This is a genomic window from Devosia sp., assembly GCF_048261455.1.
GTDB lineage: Bacteria > Pseudomonadota > Alphaproteobacteria > Rhizobiales > Devosiaceae > Devosia_A.
Window position 1 is genome coordinate 113,070 of the sequence record NZ_JBLXGA010000007.1, and the last position, 18,227, is coordinate 131,296.

The window sequence follows — 18,227 nt, forward strand, 5'->3', positions numbered from 1 at the left end:
AGCTCGTCGGGGAGCGGCGGCGGGCCACAATAAGTCAGAAAGGCGAGTGACGCTGGCATGAAGTTCTGACGCTAGCCATTATCGTTGGCGGGCAGCGCATAGGCGATGAAGTAGTCGCCGATCGGGGTTTCCATGAAGTCATGACCACCGGCGTTGATCACCACGATCTGGCGGCCTTCCGACTCGTAGACCATCGGTGTCGCCTGACCGCCCGCCGGCAACGCGACCTGCCACAGCGTCTCGCCGGTCTCGAGGCTGATGGCCTTTAACAGGTCGTCCGTCGTCGCGCCGATGAAGATCAGGCCGGAGGCCGTAACGACCGGGCCACCATTGTTGGGCGTCCCGATGACCAGCGGCAGCATGGATGGAATGCCGAAGGGACCGTTCTTGCGCGCCGTGCCGAACGGACGATCCCACAGCACCTCCCGGGTGTCGAGATCGATCGCCATGATGCCGCCGTAGGGCGGCTGCTTGCACAACAGGCCGGTGAAGGGGACGCGCCAGCCCGCGTTGACGCTTATGCCATAAGGCGTCTGCGCCTGCGGGCTGATGCCGCTATGCGAGTTGGCGCCAGCGCCAGGCTCGCCGATCGGCACGATCCCTAGTTCGTCGACCCGCTCGCGCGGCACCAGTTGATTGTAGTTGGGCGTGTCATTGTAGTTGCTGACGAGGATATTGCGGCCGGTATCGATGGCGACGCTGCCCCAGTCCGAGCCGCCGTTATAGCCTGGGTACTGGATCCACGGCCGGTCCACCGTCGGCGGCGTGTAACGCCCCTCGTAGCTCGCCTGCTGGTACTGAATCCGGCACCACAGCTGATCCAGCGGCGTCATGCCCCACATGTCCTTTTCCTCGATATCTGCTTTTAGCTGGCTGGGAAAATCGGTGACGAAGGGCTGGGTAGGCGAGAGGTTTTCGGGTTCGACTCCGCCTGTGGGTGCCGGGCGTTCCTCGACATTGACCAGCAATTCGCCGGTGGCGCGATCGAAGATGAAGAACTGGCCCTGCTTGGTCGGCATGATGAGCGCCGGCACCGCGCCGTCAGCTGTCGGGAAATCAACAAGGCTGCCCTGTGAACCGAGGTCATAGTCCCACACGTCGTAATGGACGGTCTGATAGCTCCATGCGACGTCACCCGTGGTCACGTCGAGGGCGACGACAGCGGTCGAATACTCGTTTTCGGCCGGCCGGCGATCGCCGCCCCAGTAGTCCACGGCGGAGTTGCCCATGGGAATGTAGACGAAACCCAGGTCGTTGTCGCCCGAAGCAATGGTCCACGCATTCGGCGTGCCCGGCGTATAGATCTCACCTTCGGGAAGCGGCACCTCCTGATCGGGGCGGACCATATCCCAGGCCCATGCGAGTTCGCCGGTCTCGACATTATAGCCGCGGATCACGCCCGAAGGCGCTTCGCGGGTCTGCCCGTCCTTCACCTGGCTGGAGACCACGGCAATGTTGCGCACAATCGTCGGCGGCGATGTGGGGGAATAAAAGCCCGGAGCGCTGTCGCCCATCCCGACCATCAGATTGACCATGCCCGCGTTGCCGAAATCGGCGCAAAGCTGCCCGGTCGCGGTGTCGAGTGCAATGAGCCGGGCATCAAGCGTCTGCACGATGACGCGGGCGGCACACAGATCGCCGCGTGTGGCGCCTGGCGTGTCGTAATAGGCCAGGCCACGGCAGCTGGCGTTATAGCCGATGGCATCGCGCGACACTTTTGGATCATAGGTCCAGTATTCGGTGCCGGTCGCAGCATCGAGCGCCGTCACCTTGTTCAGCGCCGAACAAACGAACAGTTTCTCACCGACCTTCAGCGGGGTGTTCTGATTGCCGAAGGCCTCGCCGTCTTCCGGCAGGTCGCCGGTCCGGAACTCCCAGATCTTTTCGAGCTGAGACACATTTTCGGGCGTGATCTGGTCGAGCGGAGAATACCGATCCGCATTCATCCCACCGCCATAGGACGGCCAGTCGGCGCCCGCCGCGAGCTGCGGGTAGGTGATCGGCGGTGCCTCGGCCACGTCAGTCTCAGTCGCAAGCGGATCTTCGGGCGCGCTAACGGGGCCCTCGGGTGTCGCTGGCTCGGTGGAATCCACTGGCGCAGCTGGCTCGCTGGTCGTCGCAGGCTCGGACAGCGTCGCCGGTTGAGCCGGTGTGGCCGGATCGGCTGGGGCGACGATTACGGTTTCCTGCGCCACCAGCGGCGTATCATGGGCGCCGTTGAGCAGCATGCTGGCTGAGCCGGCACCTGCCAGCAACAGCGCCACCGCCAGCATGGCACTGCGCGGTGCATTAAATCGGCCGCGGAGCGCCGGAATCGTTACGAGAACGAGGACGAGCAGAACAGCGGGCGCAACAAGGCGCGGCACCTGAGCCCAGCCGTTGAAGCCCACCTCCCAGAACGCCCATATGACCGTCGCGGCGAACGTGAGAAGATAAATCCACACGCCCAGCATCTCATGGCGAAACAGGAAAAACGCCGAGGCGAGGATACCGACGCCGGCCAGAGCGTAATACCACGAGCCACCCAGTGTGATCAGCCACACCCCGCCGCCAAGCAGGGCGAGCCCTGCAAGTCCCATGACAAAGGCAAGCACAACGGCCCACCACCAGCCGAATCCGTGTTTCGCACTGGCCATGGCGACGCTCCTTGGACTACGAGATAATCGTCGAACGCCCGGCTTCTGGCATGGTTCCCCGAGTTCGGGACCACACTGCAAGACGCAGTGGACGCTGCTTCCGCCCAGATTGCCAGAACAGCCAATGAGCCAGCCCGGCGCGTCACCTGTGGTCACACTAGCCGTAGGAGGCTCGGGAATGACGCATAGCGGATTTCAGGCAGGGGCTGCTGTGGGCCCAAAGCGATCGTTACAGAAAGGGGTTCAGAGGGCCGGTGCGGGCGCTTGTCTAAATCATTGATTTCGTTGGACTAGCTGGCTGGCTGGGGAACCTGGATTCGAACCAAGATTGACGGAGTCAGAGTCCGCTGTTCTACCGTTGAACTATTCCCCAAGCGCTGACCTGGAAACGGGCGGGCGGGGCCGCTGCGTTCGGTGCGCCTTCTAGCGGCAAACTCGGCGCGGATCAACACCTTATCGACCGGTTGCGCGTCAGATATTCCGACGCGCGTTCACAGCCTGTTTGTCATCCGCTGAAACCGCCGGGAACCTTGAGCTTTGCAGCACATTGTTCACCGCAAATGACGCTTGCTTCCGAGGAGGTTGCCGCGATGTCTCTTCGACTTACAGCCTGTGTGGTCGGCCTGCTTGCAGGCTTTGGTGGGCCAGCGCTTCACGCCGCCGAGCCCAATCCGGTCGGCAACTGGGAAACTACCACGGGCGAATCCCGCTACAAGGTCAGCCGCTGTGGCAATGGGCAGGAACTGTGCGCGCGCCTCATCTGGCTGCGCGACGATGCCCGAACCGCAGAAAATCTGGCTCTGCTCAACAATTACGTGCTGACCGGTGCGCGTCAGGTCGAGCCCAACAGTTGGGTCGGTACCGTGGTCTATGACGGTGACACCTATTCGGGCTCGGTCGCCTTTAAGGGCGATAATCTGCTCACGGTAAGGTCCTGCTCGGGCATTTTCTGTCAAAGCTACGATCTGCGCCGGCTTTAGCGCCGACGCGCCTACGACCCGCCATTGCCGAATCTCCGTTCAGTCCGCGTTCAGCTTTGCGGCAGAACCTTGGCGTTGCGCTGAGGGGGACGATACACTACCTTTTGCTTCGACACGAAATGAAGCCGCGACGGGCGCCTCGGTTGGAAAGCCGCATGCAGCGACCGCGCGGACTGGAGTTGAAGCTTGGCCGATTCCGATCGGTCCGCTGCCATTCCCGGCCCGACAGGGTCAGAGCGGCACCGCGCGGCGCAGGGCGAAAGCCAGGCGCCGATGGCCAGACGGGGCAGTAGTCCTCCCGGCCAGGCAGCGGAACGGCGGACCTCACCGCAGCATGGCGGCCCCCGACGGGCCCGCGGTCCGCTTTATGCGGCGCTTGACCTTGGCACAAATAACTGTCGGCTGTTGATCGCCCGCCCGCACGATGGCGGGTTTCGCGTCATCGACGGGTTCAGCAGGATCGTTCGGCTGGGCGAAGGCCTGACCGCGACCGGCCGGCTCTCCGACGCGGCCATCGTGCGCACCATCGACGCGCTGCGCCTCTGCCGAAACAAGCTGCGCGATCACGAACCGGCGCGCATGCGCCTCATCGCCACCGAAGCCTGCCGCGCCGCCAGCAATGGCGTGGAATTCGTCGAGCGGGTTGAGCGCGAACTTGGCCTCACCCTCGAGATCGTCGACCGCCAGACCGAGGCCTCCCTGGCCGTCACCGGCTGCGCCGACCTGATCGAGGAGGGCAGCGCCGGCGCCCTGATGTTCGATATCGGCGGCGGCTCTTCCGAACTGGCCTGGCTCGATTTCCGCGGCGGCCGCCCGCGACGGCAGGGCAAGATGTCGGCCTCGATCCGCTCCTGGCAGTCGCTGCCGGTCGGCGTTGTGTCCATCGCCGAAAAATTCGGCGGTGTTACGGTCACGCCGGAATCCTTCGAGGCCATGGTCGCCTATGTCGCGAGCCACCTGCGCCAGTTCCGTGGCCGCGAGAAACTGCGCCAGATGATCGCCGAACATCCGGTCCATCTCATCGGCACCTCGGGCACCGTCACGACGCTAGCGGGCCTTCATCTGGGCCTCGAGCGCTACGAGCGCCAGAAGGTCGACGGGTTGTGGATGCGCACCACCGAGGTCGACGCCACCATGAAAGCGCTGCTCGGCATGAGCTTTGAGCGGCGGGTCGCCCATCCCTGCATCGGCAAGGACCGGGCCGATCTGGTGCTGCCCGGCTGCGCCATCTTCGAGGCCATACGGCGCGAATGGCCGACCGAGCGCGTCCGTGTTGCCGATCGCGGCCTGCGCGAGGGCATTCTGATATCTTTGATAGATGCCGATCGCGGCTCTGCACCACCGAGGAGACGCTAGTGGCTAAGGGAACAGGGCAGGGGATTGGCCGCACCTCCGCGAAGGGGCTGAAAGTCCGGGTCAAGACCGCAAAGGGGCGCAAGGTTGGCTCGACCTTGTGGCTGCAGCGCCAGCTCAACGACCCCTATGTCGCCAAGGCGCGATCCGAGGGCTATCGTTCGCGCGCCGCCTTCAAGATTCAGGAACTGGACGAGCGCTTCACCCTGTTCAAAAAGGGCATGCGGATCGTCGATCTGGGCGCGGCCCCCGGTGGCTGGTCTCAGATCGCGGCGCCCAAGGTCGGCTCGACCGATCAGAACCCGCTGATCGTCGGCATCGACTATCTCGACATGGATCCGATCTCGGGCGTTATCCTGCTGAAAAAGGACTTCAATGACGACGATGCCCCAGAGGCGCTGATCTCGGCTCTGGGCGGCCACAAGGTTGATGTCGTCATGTCCGATATGGCAGCGCCGACCACTGGGCATCGTGCCACCGATCATATTCGCATCATTGCGCTGGTCGAACTGGCGGCGCATTTCGCGATCCAGGTGCTTGCGCCAGGCGGCACCTTCATCGCCAAGGTCTTCCAGGGCGGCACGGAGCATGAGCTGCTCAATCTGCTCAAGCAGAATTTTGCTACCACCCAGCACGCCAAGCCCAAGGCCAGCCGTGCCGACAGCGCCGAGACCTACCTCGTGGCTCGCGGCTTCAAGGGCGCGCCGCAGCAGGACTGAGCGGTCCGGCTATTCCGCCGGCGCACCATGTCCCGAGATCGCGCTGCCCGCCAGTTTGGGCAGCCGCAAGAAAATCGCCGTCGACACCAGCGCCACCGTCCCGACCACCCAGAAGGCGACGTGAAAGTCAAACAGGCTCGGTTCGACACCGCCGCTGATCAGGTGCGAGGCCTCGAGCACGCCGCCACCCAGCGCCACCCCGATGGCCAGCGACAACTGGACACCGACCTGGCTGATCACATTGGCCTGCCCTGCGTCCTTGTCGTCGATATCGGCGAAGGTGAAGACGTTGGTCGCCGTCCAGAACATCGATTGGTAAAATCCGGCAATCACCAACACGGCCAGGATGACCGGAATTGGGGTGCCCGGTGCATAAACACCCATGGCGTAGATGCCGATGACCGTCACCACCGTCGAATAGATGAGCGAGGTCTTGAAGCCCTGAGCTTGCAAAATGCGCTCGGCGAAGAACTTCGCAATGAAGGCGCCCAGCGCCCCCGCAAAGGTCACCGAGCCGCTCTCGAACGGCGTGAACCCGAAGGCGATCTGCAGCATCAGCGGAAACAGGAACGGCGTCGCGCCGACACCAAAGCGGAAGAACGCCCCGGCGATGACCGTTGTGCGGAACAGCGGAAAGCGGAACAGGCTGAGATCGAGCAGCGGGAACGCGGTGCGTTTGAAATGCCGATAGTAGACGAAGGCTGCCACCGTGCCGGCAATCAGCGCGGCAAAACCGAAACTGGCGGGCAGCGCTGGAAGCGTCAGAACCGAGATACCGAACACCCATCCGGCGAAAGTCGTGCCGGCGAGAAAGAACCCGATGAAGTCCATCCTGCGCGTGGCAACGCGCTCCCAGTTCGGCAGGAACCGGTTGACCATCACAATGCCCGCCAGCCCGATCGGCACATTGATCAAAAAGATCCAGTGCCAGCTGGCGAACGTGGTGATGAAGCCGCCGATCGGCGGTCCGACAATAGGGCCGATCAGCCCGGGAATACTCAGCCAGGCCATCGCATCGACCAGCTGATTGCGCGGCGTCACCCGCACCAGCACCAGTCGCGCGATCGGCGTCATCATCGCCCCGCCCATACCCTGCAGGAAGCGCGAGCCGACAAAGGTCAGCAGCGAGTTCGAGACCGCGCAAAACACTGACCCGGTGATGAACACTACAATGGCCCAGCGGAACACGCTGCGTGCCCCGAACCGGTCGGCCATCCAGCTCGAGATCGGGATGAAGATTGCCAGCGCCACCAGATAGGCCGTCAGCGCCAGCTTCAGCGCGATCGGCTCGGTGCCGATGTCCTCGGCAATCGCCGCCAGCGACGTGGCGATGATCGTCGCATCCATGTTCTCCATGAACAGGGCGACGGCAAGGATCAGCGGGGTGATACGCAAACTGTTCATGGGCGGGCAGGTCGTGGCTTACATGGAGGGTGAAACACTGTCGCTAAGACTTTGGCCCTAGGGGTCAGTTGATCTGCCCGAGTTGACCGGTCGGATCTGATGTCCCGACACCTCGCTGCCGGCGTTGCGCGGCATGCGCAGGAAGGTGAGAAGGCTCAACCCTGCCAGCCCGGCCACCACCAGCCACGCCGTATGGAAGTCGCTCAGGTTGATCTCGCGGCCATTGAGGGTCGAACTGATCTCCAGCGCCGCGCCAGCCACCGCGACGCCGGCGGCAATGCTGAGCTGCTGCGCCACCGAATTGATCGCGGTCGCCTGGCTGCTCTCGCTTTCTGCCAGATCGGAGAACGCCAACGCGTTGACCCCGGTGAAAAAGAACGAGCGGGTCAGCCCGCCCATCACCAGTGCCGCCATCAGCAGCCAGCGCGGCATATCTGGCGCGAACAGGCTGTTGGCGGCCAGCGTCAGGCAACCGAGCAGGGCGCAGACCATCAGCGTGCGTTGGAAGCCGAAGCGCGCAAACAGCCCCTCGGTCCAGAACTTCGAGGCGATGGCGCCCAGCGCCGTCACGAATGTCGTCATGCCGGATTCGAATGGCGTCATCCCGAACGAAAGCTGCAGCATCAGCGGCATCAGAAACGGGAAGGCGCCGATGCCGATCCGGAAGAACGACCCGCCGATGATGGCATTGCGGAACAGCGGCCGGCGAAACAGTCTTGGGTCGAGGATCGGGTGCGCCGTGCGCTTCGCGTGCCGCCAGTACAGAAATCCCGAGACCATGCCGATGACGATTGCGGCAAACCCGGCGGCGATCGGGATCGCGGGCAGGCTGATCACCGAAAAACCGAAGATGATGCCGGCAAAAGTAATGCCGGAGAGGATGAGCCCGGGCAGGTCGATCGGCCGGGCGTCACGCTCGTTCATGCCTTTGAGAACAAACGTCACGAGCAAGATACCGATCAGTCCAATCGGGACATTGATCAGGAAAATCCAGTGCCAGCTGGCAAAGGTGGTCAGAAACCCGCCGATCGGTGGGCCGGTCAGCGGTCCCAAGAGCGCCGGCACGGTCAGCCAAGCCATCGCGCCGACCAGTTCGTTGCGTGGCGTTGCCCGCACCAGCACCAGCCGGGCAATCGGCGTCATCATCGATCCGCCGATCCCCTGCAGGAACCGCGACAGAACGAAGGTCAGCAGTGAATCCGACATCGCACAGCAGATCGACCCGAGGATGAAGATGCCGATCGCCAGGCGAAAGATATTGCGCGCGCCGAATCTGTCGGCCATCCAGCCCGACAGCGGCACGAATATCGCCAGCGCAACGAAGTAGGCGGTCAGCGCCAGTTTCAGCGAAATCGGCTCGGCACCGATATCCGCCGCGATCGCCGGCAGCGATGTCGCGATTACGGTCGAATCCATCTGTTCCATGAACAGGGCGACCGCGAGCACCAATGGAACCAGTCTGATCACTTGAGATTGTCGGCGCGATGAAATGGAGGCAGGCTGCGCCTGTCTAACCGTAAGGCTCCGCCCCGTCACGCACTATCGCCCCGTCGTGGATGCAATCATGCACCACGGCGCACCTGCATTAAGTACCTGTCACCCTGGGGAATTGACCCACACATGGAAGCCTGCCTTATTGCGCTGAGTTTGGAATTTAGGACGCCATGAAGAGTTTTTCCGCCTCAAGTTTCGCCGGAGATCAGAGCACGTCGCTCGATCTTGCCTTTGCTGCTGTCCAGAAAGACCCGCTGGCGTTGTTCACGAACTTCCAGTGGTACCTGCTGACCGGAAAAGACACGATCTTCTTCACGGCCTTCTCGCGCACGCCGTTCGACCGCAAGATGCTGAAAGATCTGCTGTCGCAGGTCGTTGCTCTGGCGCCTCAGCTGACGCACGGCTTCACAGGAGCACGCCCGGGTCAGCCCTTCACCGAGAGCCAGCTCGACGCCATCACCTCCGTGGAAATGGTCGATAGCTTCGATGGTTATCCCGACAAATGGCTGAGCAAGAGCGACGACATTTTCGAGCATACCGATCTGCCTCTGCTGCGCTTCATGGCTGCGACTCGCAAGGATGGACCGGACAGCCAGGGCAGGGCGTCGATCATTCAGGTGCGGGCCGCCCACGCCGTCCTTGAAGGCTCGGATTCGGCGCTGTTGTCGCGCTCGCAGTCGGCCGGTCACGGCGTGCAGTCAAACGAGGCCAACAAGGTGCCGCTCGGTCAGCGGGTGAAGGGCAAGCTCTCCGCCGCCCTCGGCGTCAGCCTGCACCTCTTCTTCGCCTACCTGCTGGCACCCAAGGAAAAGCCTTGGGGCTTTCGCACCGTCCCGCTTGAGCGCGACCGGCTGCGCCGCCTCAGCAACCGCCTGGGCGTCAACCAGCGTGCGCTCTATTTCGCCCTGGTGACCTATGCGCTGCATTCCGAGTCGGACCGGCGGCACAACGAAGAGGTGATCACAGCCGCCTATACTATGCTTGATACCAAGCGCACGGCGTCGGACGACGACTTCTTCCGGGTCCGTGCCCTTATGGCCAAGCTGCCGTTCGACGCGGACTTCGTCACCTATGTGCGCGGTGTCGACAAGGTGCTCAAGGAAATCGAGAACCGGGACATCACCTCGTTCCAACTGCGGGTGCTGGCGCTGTTTTCCATGCATCGCGCCATCCATCGCATCTTCCCGGCGCTCTACGGACCGCGCTTCTGGCGCTTCTCCGGGCGCACCGACACCGTGCTGACACTGGTGCCGCCGCACCGGACCTTCGGGCCGGTCACCGAATGGATGATGGAGCCGATCTACTGTGGCGCCTATCACGCGTCCTCAAACATCTGCACCTTCTGCCCGGGTCGCGAGTTCATGACGCTGAACTTTTCCATGGAGCAGCGGCATCTGGAATCGGTCGACAAGATCGGCCCGCTGATCGAAGCCGTCGAGGCGATGGAGATTCCCGGCGCCCGCGAGCCCGAGGTCGCCTGACCCAAATCTGTCGGCTGCATGTGGGATGTCGGTGACGCGGCTTCCCAAGTTGCCGACCCGGTGCTATTGACCCTCGCCAACCCGTAGCCGCGTCGACTCGCCGCCGCTGCGGGCTTCCATTTTTCTGTGGTTGCAGACGGAAGGGCTCCACCCTTGGCCAAGATCATTACCTCCATCACCGGCGAAAGTGCCCTCACGTTCGACGACGTGCTGCTGCAGCCCGCCCATTCGACCGTATTGCCGGCCGATGTCGACATCCGCACGCGGGTCACCAAGGACATCGTCCTGAACATGCCGATCCTGAGTTCGGCAATGGATACGGTCACCGAGAGCCGCATGGCCATTGCCATGGCCCAGGCCGGTGGCATCGGCGTCATCCACAAGAACCTCGATATCGCCGTTCAGGCCGAAGAAGTCCGGGCGGTGAAGAGCTTTGAGAGCGGCATGGTGGTCAACCCGATCACCATCGGCCCCGAAGCGACGCTCGCCGACGCCCTGTCGCTGATGGAAACCAACCATATCTCCGGCATCCCCGTGGTCGAGAACGGCGGCAAGGGTGGCCGCAATCTGGGCCGGCTCGTCGGCATTCTCACCAACCGCGACGTGCGTTTCGCCACCAACCCGCGCCAGCCCATCTCGGAGTTGATGACGCATGAGGGACTGATCACCGTGCGCGACGGCGTCAGCAAGGACGACGCCAAGCGCCTGTTGCACACCAACCGCATCGAGAAACTGCTGGTTGTCGATGATGCCGGCCATTGCGTTGGCCTGATCACCGTCAAGGATATCGAAAAGGCCCAGCTCAATCCCAACGCGGTCAAGGACGCCCAGGGGCGTCTGCGCGTCGCGGCCGCCAGTGGTGTCGGCGATGCCGGCTACGAGCGCTCGCTGGCCCTCATCGATGCCGGCGTCGACCTGCTGGTCATCGACACGGCGCACGGCCATTCGGCCGGCGTGCTGAGCTCGGTCGAGCGTATCAAGCGCGAAAGCAATTCGACCCGCATCGTCGCCGGCAATGTCGCGACTGCCGAAGCGACGCGAGCGCTCATCGAAGCAGGTGCCGACAGCGTCAAGGTGGGCATCGGCCCCGGGTCCATCTGCACCACGCGCGTCGTCGCCGGCGTCGGCGTGCCGCAGCTCGCGGCCGTGATGGCATGCGCCGAAGAAGCGGACCGTCAGGGCATCCCGGTGATCGCCGACGGCGGCATCAAGTTCTCTGGCGACATGGCCAAGGCATTGGCCGGCGGCGCCTCCTGCGTCATGGTCGGCTCGCTGCTGGCCGGCACCGACGAAAGCCCCGGCGACGTCTATCTCTACCAGGGCCGCTCCTACAAATCCTACCGTGGCATGGGCTCGGTTGGCGCCATGGCGCGCGGCTCGGCCGATCGCTACTTCCAGCAGGAGGTCAACGACAGCCTCAAGCTGGTGCCAGAGGGTATCGAGGGTCAGGTGGCCTACAAGGGCCCCGCGGGCAATGTGCTGCACCAGCTCGCCGGAGGCCTCCGGGCTGCCATGGGCTACACCGGTGCGCCGACGCTCGAGTCCTTCCGCCAGAACGCGACCTTCGTGCGCATCTCCGGCGCGGGCCTCTCCGAAAGCCACGTCCACGACGTGTCGATTACCCGCGAAAGCCCGAACTATCGCGGCGGCAACTAGGCCGTTCGGATGCTCAACGGTCCCATCCCCTTGCTGCTCATTGCGGCGCTGCTGACGCAGGGCGCCATCGCGTTCGTCCTGCTCTTGCGGCTTGGGGCCGTGCGCATCCCGATGATCACCCGGGGAGAGGTCCGCATTCGGGACATGGCGCTATCGCGCGATGTTTGGCCCGAGCGGGCCCGTCAGCTGTCCAATGCCTTTGACAACCAGTTTCAGCTGCCGGTCCTGTTCTATGTGGCCGGCATTCTGGCCCTGCTCTTCGGCCCGACCGTGTTCGAACTTCTGCTGGCCTGGGGCTTTGTCCTAAGCCGCGTTGTCCACGCGGTCATTCACGCCACCGACAATCACGTCATTCGCCGGTTCTTCGCCTATCTTGTCGGGCTGACGATCCTCGGCCTGCTCTGGCTGGACATTGTCGTCCGGCTGGTTCTGCACGCGCTGGGAGGCGCCTCATGAGACTTCCTGGACGCATCGCCGCCGCCATCGCCGTTCTCGCCGATCTTGAAACCAACCGCCGGCCCGTCGCAGAAGCGCTGAAGGCCTGGGGCCTGGCCAATCGTTTCGCTGGGGCAGGGGACCGCGCCGCGATCGGCAATCTCGTTTACGACGCACTGCGCCGCCGCAGCTCGCATGCCTTTGCAATGGGCGAGGATACGCCCCGCGCCCTTGCTCTGTCCGTCGCCGTCCGCGACTGGGGCGAGGCGCCCGAGGCCCTCAGCGCCGCCTTTGCCGAGGATCGCTTCGGCCCGGACCCGATCACTCCTGAAGAACTGCAGCGGCTCACCGCAGCCGATCCCCTGGCCGACGCGCCGGAAAACGTTCAGGCCGATATCCCGGAGTGGCTCGTTCCGCACCTCAAGCAGTCCTTTGGTGACACCTGGATCGCCGAGGCCCAGGCGCTCGCTAGTCGGCCGCCGCTTGATCTGCGCGTCAACAGCCTGAAATCTGGGCGCGACCGGGTGCTCAAGGCGCTCGATCGGGTGAAGGCCGAGGGGGGGGCAGTGCCGCTCAGCATCCGCATCCCCGCCGGCGCGGGCGACAGCCGCACCCCGAACGTCCAGACGGACGAGAGCTTCCTCAAGGGCTGGTTCGAAATTCAGGATCAGGGCAGCCAGATTGCCGCGCTGCTCTGCGGCGCGCGCGGGGGGGAGCAGGTGCTCGATCTTTGCGCCGGCGCCGGTGGCAAGACCCTGGCGCTCGCCGCCGCCATGGAAAATCGCGGTCAGATCTTCGCCCACGATAGGGACCGCAGCCGTCTGGCGCCGATCTATGATCGGCTCAAGCGCGCCGGCGCCCGCAATGTTCAGGTCCGCCCGCCGGGCGAGGGGGCGCTCGACGACCTGAAGGCGCATATGGATCGCGTCATTGTCGATGCGCCGTGTACCGGTTCCGGCACCTGGCGCCGCCAGCCCACCGCCAAGTGGAAGCTGACACCCGAACAGCTGGCGCAGCGCGTCAGCGAACAGGCCGCCGTGCTTGAGGAAGCGGCAGGATATGTGAAGCCGGGCGGGGCGCTGGTCTACATCACCTGCTCGGTGCTGCCCGAGGAGAACGCCGGTCAGGTCGCCGCCTTTCTTGAGGCGCATCCCAACTTCACGCCCGTCGAAGGCAACCGGTCCTGGATGGCGCTATTCGCTGGCACACCGTTGCGCGCCCGGTTCGGACCGGAAGGCGGCATTGCCATTTCGCCGCTATCGGCAGGCACCGACGGCTTCTATGTTGCGGTTCTGCAAAAATCATCAGCTGCGGGTGAAACCGAGTGACCGGGCTAGCCGTTGCTCAGTCATGAGCACCATGACCCACTCCCCAAGCTTTACCCCCAAATCAATCGGACTGCTTGTCCTGTTCCTCGCCGTCGTCATCGGCGTCGGAGGACTGATTGGCGTCAACACAGCACCGGGTGAGTGGTACGCGGGGCTGACCAAGCCGCCGTTCAACCCGCCCAATTGGCTGTTCGGCCCCGTCTGGGGTATCCTCTACATCTTCATCGCCATCGCCGGTTGGCGCACCTTCATGACCAACCCCACAGGGACCGGAATGAAGCTGTGGGGCGGGCAGATGCTGCTCAACTGGATCTGGTCGCCGACCTGGTTCACCTTGCATCTGCTATGGCCGGCATTCATCGTGATTTCGGCCATCCTCGCCCTGATCTTGCTGTACATCGCAAATCGTTGGAACGAAGATCGAATCTCGGCATTGCTATTTGTACCCTATGCGGCTTGGGTGGGTTTCGCATCAGTGCTGAACCTGAGTATTGCTATTCTGAACTGATGCGCCCGGCGGCTACCTAGCTGGACGCGACCGCCGGAAGCACTTCATGAATCTCGTCGATATTCTCGGGCGCATCTTGGCGCCCGACAGCGTCCTGACCCACCTTGCCTACGCGCTTCTGATCATCTCCATGCTCATGCGCGACATGAGCTGGCTACGCGCCATCGCCATTGCTGCCGGCGTGCTGCGGATCACGAACCGAGCCTTTGTCCACGTCGACTACGTCGTGGTCTTCTGGGAATCCATATTCGTCGCCGTCAACGTCGGCCAGCTGCTGTTGCTGTGGTACTACGCGCGCCGTCACCGGTTCAGCGCCGATGAGCAGGTGTTTCTCAAGCATCTGCCGAAAGGCGTCGAGCGTGTGGTGGCACAACGGTTGCTGCGGCTTTCGACACTCCGCGAAGTCGAGGACGGCGCGGTTCTCACCCGCCAGGGCGAGCCGATGACCGATTTGCTGTTCGTCACTGAGGGTGTGGTGCAGATCGAGCAGGGCGACAGGATCGTCGCCGTCTGTGGCGCCGGCGACTTCATCGGCGAGATGAGCTTCCTGTCTGGCGCCAACGCCAATGCCACCGCACGCGCCGCCCATCCCCTGCGGGTAATCGCCTTCGATCAGAAGAAGCTCCGCGCCGCGCTCGATCGCGATGCCAACCTCCGCCGCGCCCTCGACGCGAGCTTCAGCAGCGGCCTTGTCGGCAAGTTGAGCAAGTCGCAGGCGCCCGGTGCCGCCTGAGCCGGTCATCACGGGAAGATTCTGCTGGACCGCGCATAGTGGGTGCTTGCGGAATCCGTGGGCGCACTTTAACTCCGCGACATGACAGACGCTGCCATCACCCTGCCTGAGGAATCCATCCTCATCATCGACTTCGGATCCCAGGTCACGCAGCTCATTGCGCGGCGCCTGCGTGAGACCGGGGTCTATTGCGAAATCCATCCGTTCCTGAAAGCTGAGGAAGCCTTCGCCCGGCTCAAGCCGAAGGGTGTGATCTTTTCGGGCGGTCCTGCCTCCGTCTCCGACGCGAACAGTCCGCGCGCCCCGCAAGTCGTGTTCGACTCCGGCGTCCCCATTCTCGCCATCTGTTATGGTCAGCAGACGCTCTGCCTGCAGCAGGGCGGCAAGGTCGAAGGTGGCCACGGCCGCGAGTTCGGCCGTGCCGACGTCGAGATCCGTACCATGAGCCCCCTGTTCGAGGGCATCTGGGAGGTCGGCGGCAGCTATCCGGTCTGGATGAGCCATGGTGACCGGGTTACCGAACTGCCGCCTGGCTTCGTGGTCGTGGGTACCTCCGAGAACGCCCCGTTCGCCATCGCGGTGAATGAGTCCAAGCGCTACTACACCACCATGTTTCACCCCGAGGTCGTGCATACGCCCGATGGTGGCAAGCTGCTGGCCAATTTCGCTCACAAGATCGTCGGCCTGCACACCGACTGGACCATGTCGGCCTATCGTCAGCGCGCTGTCGAAAAGATCCGCGCTCAGGTCGGCGACGGCCGTGTGCTGTGCGCGCTGTCCGGTGGCGTCGACTCCTCTGTGGCTGCGGTCCTGATCCACGAAGCCATTGGCGATCAGCTCACCTGCGTTCTCGTCGATCACGGCCTGATGCGGCTCAACGAAGCCGACGAAGTCGTGAAGATGTTCCGCGACCAGTACAACATCCCGCTGGTCCACGTGGATGCCGCCGACCGCTTCATTAGCGCGCTGGAAGGCGAGGCGGATCCAGAGACCAAGCGCAAGACCATCGGCAGGCTGTTCATCGAGGTCTTCGACGAGGAGGCCCACAAGCTCGGCGGCGCCGATTTCCTGGCGCAGGGCACGCTCTATCCCGACGTCATCGAAAGTGTCAGCTTTTCGGGAGGCCCCTCGGTCACCATCAAGTCGCACCACAATGTCGGCGGCCTCCCCGAGCGCATGAAGATGCAGCTCGTCGAGCCGCTGCGCGAGCTGTTCAAGGACGAAGTCCGTGCCCTTGGCCGCGAACTCGGCCTGCCCGAACATTTCGTCGGCCGCCATCCCTTCCCGGGGCCGGGCCTCGCCATCCGTCTGCCGGGCGGTGTCACCCCGGAAAAGCTCGACATCCTGCGCCAGGCCGACGCCATCTATCTCGATGAAATCCGCAAGGCCGGGCTATACGACAAGATCTGGCAGGCCTTCGCCGTGCTGCTGCCGGTGCAGACGGTTGGGGTCATGGGTGATGGTCGAACCTATGAGTTCGTCTGCGCCCTGCGCGCGGTCACCTCTGTCGATGGCATGACCGCCGATTTCTTCCCTTACGACATGGCTTTCCTGGGGCGCGCTGCCACCCGCATCATCAACGGCGTACGCGGTATCAATCGCGTCGTTTATGATGTGACAAGCAAGCCGCCCGGCACCATCGAGTGGGAATAACCGCATAGCCGCCAGCAGGCCGCTCGGCTGGTGTCTTCCAGACATCGGACGAGGTTTGCAATAGATCTGCCGCAACACTATGGTGCGCGCGATTTCGACCGGGGACGACCGACGTAATGGCCAACGAAAACATCATTCGCGAGATCGACGAAGAACTGCGCTCGGACCGCATGCGCAACGCCTGGCGTCGGTTCGGCCCGCTGGTCATCGGCGGCGCTGTCGCCATCGTGCTGTTCGTTGCCGGCTACGAAGCCTGGACCTGGTGGCAGCGCTCCACCGCTGCGACCTCGTCCGATCAGTTCTATTCGGCGCTTGAACTCGCTGAAAACGGCGACATCGCAGCCGCGCAGGATGCCCTGAACACCGTCGAGGCTGATGGCTCGGGTGGATATCCGGTGCTGGCGCGGTTTCGCGAGGCTGCGCTCTTGGCCGAACAGGGCAAGTCCGCCGAAGCCGTCGCCGCCTATGACGCGCTGTCGACCAATGAGAACAATAGCCACCTGCGCGAACTCGCGCTGGTGCTCGCCGCTTACCAGCTGGTGGATGCCGGTGATGTCTCCGGTGTCGAAACCCGTGTTGGCGCGCTCGACAATCCCAACAGCCCGATGCGCAATTCGGCACGCGAGGCGATTGGTCTCGTGAAGTACCAGGCTGGCGATCTTGATGGGGCCCAGGCGGCCATCGAAGCGGCTCTGGCCGATCCGCTGCTCGACCAGCAGTCGCGCAATCGCCTGCAGATCTATCTGGCGCAGTTGGTGGCCGAAGGTGCCGGCGCCCCGGATGCAGTCGCTCCGCCACCCGTAGCGCCCGTGACGACCGACGATGCGGCCCCGGCAGATGACGCTGTGCCTGCCGTGAGTGATGGATCGGCGATGGACACCGCGCCCGAGCCTGCCGCCACCGACGAAGCCGACGAAACCGTCGTGCCCGCACCGGCCGAGCCGGTCGTCGTCGCGCCGGCAGAACCTGTCGTGGAACCGGCCCCCGAGCCTGCGCCTGAAGCGGTTTCCGCTGACGAGCCGGCGCCTACCGACGCCGAATCGGCGCCTGCCGCCGGCAACTAAGCCGTCCCATTTGGTGATTGACTGGCGCACGGCTGTTTCGCCGTTGCGCCCGTCAATGCTATGACACGCTGATCCAATAAACCGGTACACCCAATCCATGACCGTGACTGTCGCTATTGTCGGCCGCCCCAATGTCGGCAAATCGACCCTGTTCAACCGCCTCGTCGGTAAGCGCATCGCGCTGGTGGATGACACGCCGGGCGTCACGCGCGACCGCCGCGAAGCGGAAGGCCGGATTGCCGATCTGCGCTTTCAGATCCTCGATACCGCTGGCTACGAGGACCGCACCGATGGCTCCCTCGAAGATCGCATGCGCCAGCAGACCGAATTTGCCATTCGCGAAGCCGACATCATCCTGTTCATGTACGATGCGCGCGCCGGCGTGACCCCGCTGGATGAGCGCTTTGCTCAAGTGCTGCGCCGCGCTGGCAAGCAGGTGCACCTGATCGGCAACAAGGCCGAGGGGCGCGCCGCCGATCCGGGCCTGCTCGAGGGCTACAACCTCGGCTTTGGCGAGCCGGTGCCGCTGTCGGCCGAGCATGGCACCGGTCTGGCCGATCTTCACGCCATCGTCGCTGCTGCCGTTGACAGCGCCAACGAAGGCAATGATGCGGTCGAAGCGGAAGCCGAAGATCGCCTGCCCATGCCGCAGGTCGACGTCGATCTGCCCGAAGATGATGGCTCCACCGAAGATGGGCCCACAGTCCGCTGGGATCCCAACCGCTATCTCAACATCGCGATCGTCGGCCGCCCCAATGCCGGCAAGTCGACGCTCATCAACCG

Annotated in this window: 15 protein-coding genes and 1 tRNA gene; 12 read left to right on the top strand and 4 right to left on the bottom strand. The window is 63.8% G+C overall.

Features of this window, described 5'->3' with window-relative positions; translation table 11 throughout:
- Positions 1-71: 71 nt before the first annotated feature.
- Together ACN0TK_RS09730 and ACN0TK_RS09735 are read right to left on the bottom strand one after the other, a co-directional pair.
- A complete protein-coding gene (locus tag ACN0TK_RS09730; protein WP_417309285.1) occupies positions 72-2,636 on the bottom strand; it encodes a PQQ-binding-like beta-propeller repeat protein in 2,565 nt (854 codons plus the stop codon).
- Between the two features lie 299 nt (positions 2,637-2,935).
- Positions 2,936-3,009: transfer RNA gene (locus ACN0TK_RS09735), tRNA-Gln, on the bottom strand.
- Positions 3,010-3,226: 217 nt separating this feature from the next.
- Here ACN0TK_RS09735 and ACN0TK_RS09740 point away from each other — a divergent pair.
- The 3 genes from ACN0TK_RS09740 to ACN0TK_RS09750 all read left to right on the top strand — a co-directional run bounded on the left by ACN0TK_RS09740 (position 3,227) and on the right by ACN0TK_RS09750 (position 5,688).
- Positions 3,227-3,616, top strand: coding sequence for a DUF2147 domain-containing protein (locus tag ACN0TK_RS09740; RefSeq protein WP_417309286.1), 390 nt, complete (start codon positions 3,227-3,229; stop codon positions 3,614-3,616).
- A 186-nt stretch (positions 3,617-3,802) separates the two neighbouring features.
- Complete coding sequence (locus tag ACN0TK_RS09745) at positions 3,803-4,972, top strand: Ppx/GppA phosphatase family protein (protein WP_417309287.1); 1,170 nt, start codon at positions 3,803-3,805, stop codon at positions 4,970-4,972.
- Positions 4,972-5,688: an RlmE family RNA methyltransferase gene (locus ACN0TK_RS09750; RefSeq protein ID WP_417309288.1), complete on the top strand. Its 717-nt coding sequence runs from the start codon at positions 4,972-4,974 to the stop codon at positions 5,686-5,688. Before ACN0TK_RS09745 ends, ACN0TK_RS09750 begins: the two co-directional genes overlap by 1 nt.
- A gap of 9 nt (positions 5,689-5,697) precedes the next feature.
- Here the strand turns inward: ACN0TK_RS09750 and ACN0TK_RS09755 are convergent, their stop codons facing one another.
- Both ACN0TK_RS09755 and ACN0TK_RS09760 read right to left on the bottom strand, forming a co-directional pair.
- Complete coding sequence (locus tag ACN0TK_RS09755) at positions 5,698-7,092, bottom strand: MFS transporter (protein WP_417309289.1); 1,395 nt, start codon at positions 7,090-7,092, stop codon at positions 5,698-5,700.
- 57 nt (positions 7,093-7,149) lie between these two features.
- A complete protein-coding gene (locus ACN0TK_RS09760) occupies positions 7,150-8,541 on the bottom strand; it encodes an MFS transporter (RefSeq protein ID WP_417309346.1) in 1,392 nt (463 codons plus the stop codon).
- 215 nt (positions 8,542-8,756) lie between these two features.
- Between ACN0TK_RS09760 and ACN0TK_RS09765 the strand changes: the two genes are divergently transcribed.
- From ACN0TK_RS09765 to ACN0TK_RS09805, 9 genes are all read left to right on the top strand, one after another.
- Positions 8,757-10,067 (top strand): hypothetical protein, encoded by a 1,311-nt coding sequence (locus ACN0TK_RS09765; protein ID WP_417309290.1) that lies wholly within the window; start codon positions 8,757-8,759, stop codon positions 10,065-10,067.
- 153 nt (positions 10,068-10,220) lie between these two features.
- On the top strand, positions 10,221-11,723 hold the full coding sequence (guaB, locus tag ACN0TK_RS09770) for an IMP dehydrogenase (protein ID WP_417309291.1): 1,503 nt from the start codon (positions 10,221-10,223) through the stop codon (positions 11,721-11,723).
- Positions 11,724-11,732: 9 nt separating this feature from the next.
- Entirely contained in the window at positions 11,733-12,179 is a 447-nt protein-coding gene (locus ACN0TK_RS09775) for an MAPEG family protein (protein ID WP_417309292.1), read from the top strand.
- Positions 12,176-13,486: an RsmB/NOP family class I SAM-dependent RNA methyltransferase gene (locus ACN0TK_RS09780; RefSeq protein ID WP_417309293.1), complete on the top strand. Its 1,311-nt coding sequence runs from the start codon at positions 12,176-12,178 to the stop codon at positions 13,484-13,486. The genes ACN0TK_RS09775 and ACN0TK_RS09780 overlap by 4 nt, the downstream gene beginning before the upstream one ends.
- Before the next feature lie 22 nt (positions 13,487-13,508).
- Positions 13,509-13,994, top strand: a complete 486-nt coding sequence (locus ACN0TK_RS09785; protein WP_417309294.1) for a TspO/MBR family protein — start codon at positions 13,509-13,511, stop codon at positions 13,992-13,994.
- 46 nt (positions 13,995-14,040) lie between these two features.
- Positions 14,041-14,727: a Crp/Fnr family transcriptional regulator gene (locus ACN0TK_RS09790; RefSeq protein WP_417309295.1), complete on the top strand. Its 687-nt coding sequence runs from the start codon at positions 14,041-14,043 to the stop codon at positions 14,725-14,727.
- Between the two features lie 81 nt (positions 14,728-14,808).
- On the top strand, positions 14,809-16,380 hold the full coding sequence (gene guaA / locus ACN0TK_RS09795) for a glutamine-hydrolyzing GMP synthase (RefSeq protein WP_417309296.1): 1,572 nt from the start codon (positions 14,809-14,811) through the stop codon (positions 16,378-16,380).
- 116 nt (positions 16,381-16,496) lie between these two features.
- The gene (locus ACN0TK_RS09800; protein WP_417309297.1) at positions 16,497-17,444 is read left to right on the top strand and encodes a tetratricopeptide repeat protein; all 948 of its coding nucleotides are present in this window, start codon (positions 16,497-16,499) and stop codon (positions 17,442-17,444) included.
- Between the two features lie 97 nt (positions 17,445-17,541).
- Positions 17,542-18,227: GTPase (locus tag ACN0TK_RS09805; RefSeq protein WP_417309298.1), on the top strand; the 686-nt coding region annotated here is incomplete at its 3' end.